11 protein-coding genes are annotated in these 11174 nt (G+C 56.0%); 3 read left to right on the top strand and 8 right to left on the bottom strand.

The genetic code is table 11. The features are described from left to right. A partial coding sequence (locus BJP07_RS11075; protein WP_143111765.1) for a hypothetical protein occupies positions 1-191 on the bottom strand: 191 nt, incomplete at its 3' end. 438 nt (positions 192-629) lie between these two features. Here BJP07_RS11075 and BJP07_RS08730 point away from each other — a divergent pair. Next, positions 630-953, top strand: coding sequence for a ribbon-helix-helix protein, CopG family (locus BJP07_RS08730; RefSeq protein ID WP_071567109.1), 324 nt, complete (start codon positions 630-632; stop codon positions 951-953). Positions 954-1049: 96 nt separating this feature from the next. Here BJP07_RS08730 and BJP07_RS08735 read toward each other — a convergent pair whose 3' ends face one another. The 3 genes from BJP07_RS08735 to BJP07_RS11080 form a co-directional block, all read right to left on the bottom strand. Continuing rightward, positions 1050-1292, bottom strand: a complete 243-nt coding sequence (locus BJP07_RS08735; RefSeq protein ID WP_071567102.1) for an antitoxin — start codon at positions 1290-1292, stop codon at positions 1050-1052. Positions 1293-1379: 87 nt separating this feature from the next. Beyond that, on the bottom strand, positions 1380-1991 hold the full coding sequence (locus BJP07_RS08740; protein WP_071567110.1) for a recombinase family protein: 612 nt from the start codon (positions 1989-1991) through the stop codon (positions 1380-1382). Between the two features lie 929 nt (positions 1992-2920). Continuing rightward, positions 2921-3259, bottom strand: a complete 339-nt coding sequence (locus BJP07_RS11080) for a hypothetical protein (protein ID WP_143111766.1) — start codon at positions 3257-3259, stop codon at positions 2921-2923. A 142-nt stretch (positions 3260-3401) separates the two neighbouring features. Between BJP07_RS11080 and BJP07_RS11325 the strand changes: the two genes are divergently transcribed. After that, positions 3402-3587, top strand: a complete 186-nt coding sequence (locus tag BJP07_RS11325; protein WP_071567103.1) for a replication initiation protein — start codon at positions 3402-3404, stop codon at positions 3585-3587. A 27-nt stretch (positions 3588-3614) separates the two neighbouring features. Next, positions 3615-3815, top strand: a complete 201-nt coding sequence (locus tag BJP07_RS11330) for a replication initiation protein (protein WP_071567104.1) — start codon at positions 3615-3617, stop codon at positions 3813-3815. Positions 3816-4871: 1056 nt separating this feature from the next. Here the strand turns inward: BJP07_RS11330 and BJP07_RS08760 are convergent. The 4 genes from BJP07_RS08760 to mobF all read right to left on the bottom strand — a co-directional run. Further along, positions 4872-6320, bottom strand: a complete 1449-nt coding sequence (locus BJP07_RS08760; protein WP_071567105.1) for a replication initiation protein — start codon at positions 6318-6320, stop codon at positions 4872-4874. A 336-nt stretch (positions 6321-6656) separates the two neighbouring features. Continuing rightward, the gene (locus tag BJP07_RS08765; RefSeq protein WP_071567106.1) at positions 6657-6920 is read right to left on the bottom strand and encodes a hypothetical protein; all 264 of its coding nucleotides are present in this window, start codon (positions 6918-6920) and stop codon (positions 6657-6659) included. Beyond that, the gene (locus BJP07_RS08770; RefSeq protein ID WP_071567107.1) at positions 6917-7507 is read right to left on the bottom strand and encodes a ParA family protein; all 591 of its coding nucleotides are present in this window, start codon (positions 7505-7507) and stop codon (positions 6917-6919) included. The genes BJP07_RS08765 and BJP07_RS08770 overlap by 4 nt, the downstream gene beginning before the upstream one ends. A gap of 224 nt (positions 7508-7731) precedes the next feature. Beyond that, on the bottom strand, positions 7732-11174 hold a 3443-nt coding region (mobF, locus tag BJP07_RS08775; protein ID WP_071567108.1), incomplete at its 5' end, for a MobF family relaxase.

Raw genomic sequence — 11174 nt, forward strand, 5'->3', positions numbered from 1 at the left:
GCCGTCGCGGGCTTCGTTCCGTCCTCCGAGTAGTACGCATCGGGACCACTCGCACGCTCCTCTTCGGTCGAAACAGTGGACTCGTAATAGGCCACAGACTCACCGTGCAGCTTCGCAATCGTGAGCATCTCCGCGGCCTCCTTCCGGTCCAGATCAAGCGGTGTTTGCGCCCCGCCAGGGGGTACTGGCAAGTTTACTGCCAATGTACCAACAAATAAAGCCCCAGGCTTCAAAACAAGGCAAGCGCGGCCAGCGCTGGCCTTGGGGAGGGAAAAGGGAAAAGGGAAAGGGGAGAGTTGGGCAATTTCTCCGAAACTCTCGACCGGTCCGGCTAGATTATGCGGCAGCGGTTTGGGGGAGGCTAGCATCCCTTGAAACGTCAGAAGACCCCTTTGCCCGTTGACGCGTTCCCCGGCCACACTCCCCCTTAGCACGGGCGAGCGCTCCGCAAAAAGGGGTCTTCGCTTTTACCCAAACCGCTATATGTAAACAATGTTTACATGTACGCTTCGTTGTGAAAAGTAAAACCGTTTTCCTCACACCGACTGTTCTCGTCCCTACATGTAAACAATGTTTACATGTAGGGCTAGGAAGCAACGTCGGGACGAAACAAGAAAGGATCGATGATCATGGCAACGAGAAAGCAGAGCGGTGTTATCGGACGCGGTCCGGTTGTCTCTGTGCGACTAGAACACGAACTCGTTGAGCGCCTCGACGCGCTCGCCGAGCGCACTGGGCGCAGTCGTGGGACGTATCTGCGCATGGCGCTGTGGGCAATGATTCCGACCCTTGAGCGCATGCACTGGGAGCAAGTCGCGAAAGACTTTGAGTCACTCGCGATTAAAGACGCCTTCGAAGAAATCACGCTCGGGCTGATGGAAGATGCGATCAACGCCGACCGCTACTGCGAGGAGCGACCCGGTAGTGATGATTCTGGGACAAGAACGCCGTAGGCGTTCGCGTCAGCGCCTCTGCGGGACAGGCGGGCGCTGTCGTTCATTATGGGAGTGCTCATGGAGCGCGCGCTTAAAGAGGACAAGGCAACAGGTTTACTTCTTTGCTCGCTGCCGCAGGCGCTCTACGAATCCCTCGGCGTCTTCGCTTGCTTGCGTCGACTTCTCAAGCACGCCCACAATCGCGCGCTGCTGCGTCCCGTCAAGCGCGTCCCATTCCTCCAAAAGGACAGTGACGATCTTCGCTTGCGCACGCTCGCCACTGCTCAACGTTGCGTCTTCGGGATCAAACCGAGCCACGCTCGCCTCAGACAACAGCTTCTCAATGCTTTGAATCATGCTTGCAATCCTGCCATGACCACCCGACATCGCAGCCCATTTCTGTGAACACATGTTCTAACAGACGCGCGGCCTTACAGGCGCGGTCTACTGTCTGCTCTTTCCGTCTTTGCGGTCTGGCGTGACGACGTACTTGTACAAGGTGCTTCTACTGACGTCGAGGCGGCGGGCGACTTCTGCTTTGGGCACGCCGAGCGCAATGAGGTCGCGTGCCTGCTGAATCTCGTCTTTCGACATGGCAGGGGCACGGTCGTACACCCCGCGTTCTTTCGCCCGCGCGATCCCCTCGGCCTGCCGCTCACGAATCAGCGCACGCTCGAACTGCGCGACGACGCCAAGCACGCCGAGCATGAGCTGGCTTGTCGCGTCACTGTGCGCGTCGTAGAGCTGCCCTTCTTTGAGAAAGCGCACGACGACTCCCTTGTCGTTTAGCTCTTCGACAATGGCATAAAGGTCTGGCACTGAGCGTGCCAACCTGTCCATGCTCGCAACCACTAGGGTGTCGCCCTCGCGGACGTACTCCATCACTCGCGCAAGTTCGGGGCGGTCGCGTGTAGCTCCGCTGACTTTCTCGTGCCAGATTTTTTGCACGCCTGCTTCTTCGAGTGCAGCGAGCTGACGGTCGAGGTTCTGATCTGCTGAGCTGACCCTTGCGTAACCGATGATCTGGCCGGGGGCTGGCGAATTCTGCTTGCCCAGGTGTAGAACCTGTGCGCCATCTGTCTTTTCTGCCACGACCCCACCCTAACGGACATCTACGACCTTGAGTTTTCAGTCAGGCCAAAACTCGTGCGCGCGGGTGTACCTTTATGGAGCTTCTTTAGAAAAAGCAAAGGCGTTCATACGCCCAACACCTTACGCTCCCTGCACATATTGACCTCGAAATAGCGCCAACCATCCATTTTGGAGAATGTATGAGAGAATCAATTTTGTCCGCGGGATTGCTCCAATCCCAACGACCCCCTTAGGTGGCTTGCAGTAAAAGACTCGCTGCTTAAGGCTGCTGGCACCGAGCTCTTGCAAGCCACGCCAGTAAAGCCGCCAGTAAGGATATTAATAAAATGCCAAGTAAATACTGGTATGTCGGAAGACATAGAAAGAATAAAAGTCAAGGACAAACGTCAGGAACTGATAACTCCTGGTCGCGCGTCCGTGGGGCAGCACTAGTCACGACTATCTGCAATCAAAGTCTCGGACTTTGGGAGAAAGTGACTGTGCTTCTTTCTAGTTAAAGACTCGGGGTGTCGCGGCTCACTGGCGTGAGTAGGGGCACCCCTTCCTTTTGTCTAAATCCGCTGTACGTGCCGATCTTCCATAAAAGGAAAAGGCCCCAGGCGATAAACTCTGGGGCCAATTAGAAGTCAACTCAGGTTCTATAAGAACTGTGCTTCCTTCTAATTAAAGACTCTCTCCAAAAGCGTCCACACATTAAGTGTGCTGGCGTGACTCTTTCGAAGTTCCTGAACAACCCTCCTTTTGGTGGTTCGTCCCTAATTATTCCGCATAGACAGGCATTTTTCAACCAGGAAGTGGTCTGATCCGCTTCATTAAAACGAGTTCTTCAGTAAATAGTTTGATTAACCAGGAGTACTTCGGTTTCATAAATCCGTCTCCCAGAGCCTGGAGATTTACACTCGTGACTCCGCTAGCAATTCCTCTAGACGCGCGCGTTGGTATCCCGTTAGCAGTTGCTCAGGCATGTTCAGCACTTTGAGTTTTTCTAGTTCTGCTAAATCGTCTTCGCTCGCATGTACTTGTACATGCCCTTCACCCATTGTTTCAGCGCGTGATGCTGATTTAAGTGGACTTCCGAAAGCACCACACTCGGGGCATTCCCAGCGGTAACCATCGGAACCACTAGAAGACACTTGTGCCACCACTGGCGCGGGAAGTCTTCCTGCTAGAAATTCTCGGCGGATTCCCATCCAATCACGCTGCCATTGTTTCGCTATTTCGCGGTTATTCATTGATGCACTTTCCCTGTTTGACTAACTATCTACCGCAGATAAGCGCGAATAATCGGCAAATAGAAGTTCCTGCCGTTGCTTCTCGGTGGGTGAGTTTGCGGGGTGCTCCAAACGCTTTATCGACTTCCTTGTCTAACGCGTCGTGTGCTTTGAGCAGCTGTGGATACCGCTGTGGCCACTAGCCAGCGGCGCGCTGCGCGCCGGCATCTACCGCACCTCACGCAAGAAAGCACTCGGGAAGCGCTACGTGGAAGCTAATCCCGACGCACTCTCGAATCTCTTAGTCGTGGATATCGACTTACAGGACACGCTCCTGCGCGCCCTGTAGGAGCGTGAGGGCTGGCGGCCTAACGCTGTGGTCGAGAACCCGACTAACGGCCACGCGCACGCCATCTGGGTGCTTTCTGCGCCGTTTCCGCGCACGGAGTATGCCCGCCACAAGCCGCTGACTTATGCTACCGCCGTTGTAGAAGGAGTTCGCTTCACTCCCCCTGTAGGAATTCTCCTAGGGGGATCCTCTAGGTCCCCGGAAATATCTGAATTGGATTCGAGCTGAAAAATAAGCGACTTGCCTACAAGGCAAGTCGCTTATGCTCAGTGGGAGGCAGAGCTGGCTAGAGCAGATTCCTCTGGGGGAGAGTGTTTTGTCGCCCTCTTTGACTCTGTTTTCCTCCCGTTTAAGTAGGCGGACACGAAAAAACCGGTCCCTGCTATTGCCACGATTTTAGTTACCCATAGGTACTCACCGCTGACCCAACCAATTATGGCGACCACGCTTAATACGCTTAGAGCGGTGAGCAAAAACTTTTCTGTATCCATATTTTAACGTCCCCTGATTGCATTTAGATCGCATGTTGCATACCCCGATAGTCCTACAACTGCGGCACCTTCTAAAAGTTTTTTTGACACGGTTGTTACAGCTCGGCCATAGGGAATCCCGGCAGCCGTGATTCCAGCCAGGCATTTGGTCCATGCTTTCACTTGTGAGGCTTGGGCGTCAGAGATTCCAAATTCCGGAGGTAGCCCCACGCATCCGGTGCCCGCTGGGTAACCCCCTGCGTGACAATCTATTGCGTTAGCAGTAGGCGCGGGAGCAATAAGTAGAGCGCTAGCAAGAGCGGAGGTCAGGACAGTAGCTTTAACTTTGGTTTCCATTGTTCCCCTGTATCTAGATAGACGGCACTTAATGATAATTAGGGAATTGTTCCCAAGGATTATTCCGAAGAACCTTTAACTATACATTCCAATCAAGCTCTTTGCTTAAAATTTTCTAAGTAATAAATCTGGTGAGCTGACCAACCCGCCTCTACGCACCATCGTGGCCAAAACCTTACGTTCAGCGCTTGTAGCCCTCCCTGGGATCACAGAACCACCATGTGAAGCCTTTGCCTGCGTTACGTACCCACGCACTCGCCTCACCGTGGTCTGGCGCTCGAGCATCGGCGGCATCTCTACGAGCCGCTCATCGCCACCGACTTACTTTGCTTTGCTTGAAGACACTTAATCCGGCATGAGTCGCACACTTCACTGTTGCTGAAAAGAAACGGAACTAGGTAGCTCACGTGCTACCGCACGGGGAACCGTATATTGCTTATGGCAGGTTACATTTTTTTTATTCGATCATTCCCGCGTTCCGCAGTGCCCTTAAGTGGGCACTCGCTGTCTTTCTGGTAATCCCCAATTCTCTTCCAATCTCGGCCCCTGTTGGGGCTTTACCCGTCTGAGCAAGCGACGAGGCGTATGCGGCATAAACCTGTGCACGTGTCTCATTCCCCTGCCGTCTACGCTGCTGGTTCGCTTTTTTAAGCATGTCACGCCTGCCCCGCGCGTATTCGCCGTCTGGGTCTGTTTTCCAGCGTTGTGCGGCTTTCTGACCGCCTCTACGCCCCATCGTGGCCAAAGCCTTGCGTTCGGTGCTTGTAGCCCTCCCAGGAGCCACAGAACCGCCGTCTGAAGCCTTTGCCTGCGTTACGTACCCACGCACTCGTCTCGCCATGGTCTGACGATCACGCATTGGCGGCATCTCCGAAAGCCGACCGTCGCCACCGACTTCCTGGGCGATGTTATATCCGTGCTCGTAAGCGTCAATCAGGGCGTTATCTGTCAGGCGTTGGCCTGCTGCGCGTAGCCTGTGCCCGACTTTTAGCGCATGCCGAAAGGCCGTCTCATCGCGTGCTGCGCGTCCCTGATTGATCCACAGCACGCGCACGCCCTCGATGAGGTCGGGGTCATAGCGCTCAACGCTTGTCGCAAGTTCTGCTTCAACATCGTTTGCAAGCGCTTTGAAAGCTTCTGCTTGTTGCCTGCGCGTTTTCGCCGCTTCGAGAAGTTCACGACCAGAGGAAAACTGCTGCCGTGTCGATTGCTGCTTTGCTTCTTGGCCAGTCAATGCACGTACCTCCCGCAGTAAGTCAGCCAAGCGGTGTACTCGTTTGTGCTGGCAGTACCAGCGATATGCGGTGGGGTCTTTTCCCTCGTAGAACGGGCTGCGGCTAAAGCGGTGGGAAAAGTGCGGGTCATGATCCAGCATCTCTCCTAACGCTTTACTCGTTGCTGCAAGCAAGCTCATATGGGGTGATTGCCCTGCTTTATCGGCATACACCGGGTCGATTAACCAGATTGCCTGGGCTTTGCCGGTCAGTGGGTTAATGCCGACCCATGAGGGGCCAATCCCGTGTTTGATGAGCTTGGCGAAGTTTTCCCGCACGCTCAGCGCAAGACTGGTTGGGTGGCCACCTGCCTGTCCTGGTTGGTCGATATCGACGACGAGTACGGCTGCATACTGCTTCGTGGTCAACATGACGTACTGGCAGTTGGCAAACGCTGGCGAGTCGACCCGGTAGAGCCGAGGACGTCGCCCGCCGTCGCTATCCGGGTAGTACGCGCTAGAGAAGTTGCGGTCTTTGCTGGCATGGATCGCGCTGCGACCTAGATGCGCTAACAGGGCGTCGCGATCAGTTGCACCCGCTGGGGTGTCGTCGAGCCAACCCGTGTGGAAACCGACACCTCGCACATGCTGGCGTGGTGTCGTGCGTTCTGCGTTACGGTTCGATACACTCATAGCATCGCTTTCTCCGACGTAGGGGTCGGTTAAAGCGCTTCACGAGCCGGTTGGTGGCCGGTGGTGAAGCAAGCCTGGAGCACTTGGACATGTTCCAGGCTTCTTTTTCTTTTATTGACGCGTTTAGGCTAACACGCTGGTAAACCACTGCGCGTGCACAACACGATCGATGCTCTCGATTCACTTCAAGGGCCTGCGATACAGGTTTACAGCACCTGTAAACCTGTATCCGCTTCCGTGAAGACCTACCTACCGAAAACTGCCTCAAGACCACGGCGGGAACTGTCGCAATAAAAATACAGGTTTACAGCACCTGTAAACCTGTATTTCCAGTTTCTAGCGATGGTTTTTCACATATTGTTCCAGGTAGGACTCAACAATCTCGCGGATTGTCACGCCCTCGCGCGCCGCAATCATTTTCAGTTCAGTGTGTAGATCGCGGTCGACTTCAATGGTCATCTTCTTGACGTAGTCGCGGTTAGAGGTCTGGTGGAACGCTGATCGTGCGGACTTCGTTTCAGTCTTTACTGTGCCCCTGGCGGTCTTTTTTGCTCCCCGTGGGGCGAGCTGTCCGCTTGCACGTTGCCTACTGGTAGTCACTTCATCATCTCCATGAGTTCATCGGCGACGGCGTCGTAGCCGTGCATGTCTGGTCCGGGGCAGTAGCCAAACGCTAAGTGCATGTCTTCGCGCAGTGGGATCTCTGCTTGAAACCTCGGCATCTCTTCGGCATCGAGTGCTTGGCGGGCCGCTTCAAGCGCGCTCGTACCTTTCCGTGCGAAGGTCAGCAAGACTGCATGCGGGGTAGCGCTGACGGCATCGCGCAATTCCCAGATGCGCGAAAGATCGGCAGCTGCCGATCTGGTTGGCATGATGATGAAGTCGCTGACCGCGATCGCCGCTTCGATTGCGTTTTCATCTCCTGGCGGCACGTCAATGAACATAATCTCGTCATCGGCGACAAGTGCAGCTTGGCGATCGACGCGCTTCGGGATCGATAGCTCAACATCAAACGGCAACGGGTCGCCACCATCTTCGGCACGCTCTGCCCAGTCGAGCGCAGACCCCTGACGGTCAAGGTCGGCAACTGTGACCGCGTATCCGCGTTGGGCGAACACGGTCGCCAGAAACATCGTTGTGGTGGTTTTTCCTACCCCGCCTTTAGCGTTGATAGTGGTGATAATCATGGCCTACCTCCTCCTTTTCAATACAGGTTTACAGGTTACGGGTTTACAGTTTTACAGTATACAGCTTTACAGGTTTACGCACTAGCCCCCCATACCGTGCAAGCTCTCTATCGCCGGAACGGGTACGCCAGAACGAGCGTAATAATAAGTCGCTAAATGGGCTCAAATTTCTAAAGGTCTCAAAATGAGACTCATAGAGTGACCAGGCAAAACAGCCCTTTTCCTTACTCTAAATAGTGATCTGTTTCACTACTTTTTACCGGCTGTTGTGGACCGTTTTCATACGAGGATCGGCTGCCTTGTTGCATGCGCTGCTGCAACGAAATCCGCTCCGACAGGCTCACCGCATCACGCGAACTTCCCACCTGCCCCGTGCGCTCGTGCGCCTTGATCGCCGTCTCAATCCGTGATGCTTCTTGGCTTAACCGCTCAAGCTGTCCGTGATGCTGCAAGGCTTCTTCACGCAACGTGTGCACATGCTCGCCGAGCTGGTCAGCCTGCTTCATATTCCCTGCAATGATCGCATCACATTCGGCAATCTGTGCCGCGTGCTCATTCGGCTTCAACGTCCGCGCAAACCAGCCACGATTGTCCTGCTTGGCAATCAAGTCTTGGCGCTTACGCTGCATGCTGCGCACATGCCGCATTCGTTGCTCGCGCTGCTTGATAGTGCGCGTCTCCTGCTCACCTAACTGGGCTATTGCCTCGCGATGTTCATCGCACATCGCGCGTATCGCTGCAACACGATTGCGTAGCTCAATGAGCTGGGTATCGTCCGGCGTGCGTGGTTGCTGCGGTGCAGTGCGCGCATGCCCTGTACTCATGCCGAGCTTTTCGATAAGCCCTGTTGCCACGCGCTTTTCCTGCTGCTTCACCACAGACACACCACGCTGTTCGCGCTGGGAGGCGTAGAACGCTTCCAGGCGCTGCAACCGTGCATGCGCTCGCCGCTGCGCGCACTCGTTGATGCGTGTGCCAGCAAATACGTCCGTTTCTGGCGGTGTTGTTGCGGCTAGCTTGGCAAGCTCCCAATCCGCTCTCGCGTTGCGGTGGATCGCATACGGGCTTTGATCGGAAGCACTGCGCGTTGCTGCCTGCACCAACAGATCACGCGCATACTCGGTCGATTCACGCCGCAACTGCGCCGCGTCAGCGCTTCGCCCATGACCGGTATCGCTATCGCCAGGCATCGCCTCGGCCATGTACAGGTAGTTGCCCTCGCGCCCTCGTGTCAGTGGGACATATGCCCCGGCTTGATCAATCTGGCCTACAGCAGCAACCACGCGAGCCACATCCACGGTGGCACCTTGGGACGCATGCCCAGAGGTGGCATATCCAAGCTGGACATGTGCACCGACATACTCCGGGTTCAGCGTCACAGTGACGTTAGTTTCATCAAGTCTGCGCACCTGCATCGAACCATCAGTATTGATCTGTTCGACCTGCCAACGCTGCCCATTGCGCACCACATCACCAGCACTGGTGACCAGTTCATAATCGTTATTGCGCGTCAGAATCGTGTCTCCAACATGGGCGAATTGCTCACCGCTAATCGCAACCGACACTGTCGTGTCTATCTCGCCGCGCTCGGCCATTACGGCCTGTGCGGCAGCGTTGAGTGCCGCCACGTACTCGTTGTTCGAAGCAACCAAGATTGAACGCTTCCCAGCGGAAATATCCTGCTTCCAGCCAGCAAGTGCATCGTCCATCATCGCGGTGACCGACCCTGCATGCAGTCTGCCAGCAGCGGCGTAAAAATCAGCAGCCCGTTGCACATTCGGCAGCTGTCCTGTGCGAAGTTGTTTCGATGCTTCCCGCTCGTGTGGGTCTTTCTGCCGGAAGACTTCGGTGAGCTCCACTGCATCCGGTAGCTCGTGGGCCAGCGTGGCGAGCATGCCTCCGCGTGCTTTCACCGCGCCATACTGGTTCGGGTCTCCGACAAACACCACGCGCGAACCTGCGGCCTGCGCGATCTCAAGGATGCGCACCACATCAGGAGTAGCCACCATGCCGGCCTCGTCGACGACGACGACAGTGTCGGTGCCCCAACCAAGTTTTTGCGCTGCCGGCGACGCATCAACGCCGTCGACTTGCAGCAACACCCTCGCCACCGTCGAAGCACTATGCGCGACCTGCTCGCCCACCATCACATCGGCAGCTTTGCCAGTCGGGGCCAATCCAACGACTTGTCGACCGGCCTGCTCCCACACACGACGAGCTGCTTTCAAGCTCGAAGTTTTACCTGCACCAGCCGGGGCAACGACCACGCTTGCCAGATACCGCGACTGCACCACCGCGCGCATAGCTTCTGCTTGCGCCTGCGAAAGTTTGCCGTCGATCGGGACAATCGCCGACGCATCAACACCGGCATTAACAACCGCCGTAGCAACATCAATGCCGCGATCAATTTCAGCAACCACCGCATCAGTTGTAAATCGCTGTGCGCCCTCACGCGCCTGGTCGTTGACCTCCGGGGCTTTCTCCGGGGTTACCGTCCATGTGCTGTCATCGGCAAAGACTTCGTCAGCAATCTGCTCGACAACCTCTCGCATCTGCTCCGGTGAAACAGCGCCAACCGGCATCATCTCGGCGATCTTCTCGACGACATCAGCGCGCGTAAACGTCGAGCGTTCAGCAACCACCGCAGCTAAAACGTCGCGCACATCGGGAAGCACCACGCCTACATTGCGCGCTGCTCCTGGTCGAAGTGATGCGATAAACCCGCGCGCTTTCGTCCCCGCCGCACTTTGTTTCCAGCCTGCTTCAAGCTCGGCAAGTGGTGTATCTAAGTCCTTGCGCTGGCGTGTTTTCTTCTGCGCGACGCGCCCCAGCTCGCCGGTAGCCTCCAACCCGTTCGCACTACGCCACGCATCAATTTCACGCGCCCTTGTCGAAAACGCGCGGATCATCTCGGGCGAATCAAGACCAGCAATCTCCGCACACCCGTTGACAACCTCACCCCACGAAACACCCAACTCGTGGGAGAGTTCTTCACGAATCACCGCCTGATACAGCATCCCGGCGGCACGAGCTTCGTGATACACCCCCTTAGAATCAAGCGTTCGCCACTTCCCATCTCGGCACAATTGCTTGTTCGACAACAGCACATGCGAATGCACATGAGGATCACCCGACCGCGACGTTCGGTGCTCATATTTCACGCCCGAAAGCGCCTCAACCCGATCAATAACCATGCGCGTTTTATCCCGCGCATCAGCACGGCGCGTATAACCAGCGTGCTCCGAAAAGTACGAAAGTGCGCTCTCAACCGCGCGCGCATGCGCCTGATCCACAACCTGTTTCAGCGCCGGATCGTCTGCCACACCCCACAGAATCGACACACTTTTCGGCGCGCAAAACGTCAGATCGAAACCAGGAACCCCGCTTTGTTTCGGCGCGCGCCCGAGCTTTTCACCACTCGGCGCAACCGCTTTATTAAACCAATCACGCACACGATCGCCGCCAACAACCGCGCCAACTTCGACCCCTAACGTGCCAGAAACTCCGCGCACTTGCGCACTACTTCGCGCCATAATCCACGCCGTCGCGGGCTTCGTTCCGTCCTCCGAGTAGTACGCATCGGGACCACTCGCACGCTCCTCTTCGGTCGAAACAGTGGACTCGTAATAGGCCACAGACTCACCGTGCAGCTTCGCAATCGTGAGCA

Source organism: Corynebacterium sp. NML130628, from assembly GCF_001875665.1.
GTDB lineage: Bacteria > Actinomycetota > Actinomycetes > Mycobacteriales > Mycobacteriaceae > Corynebacterium.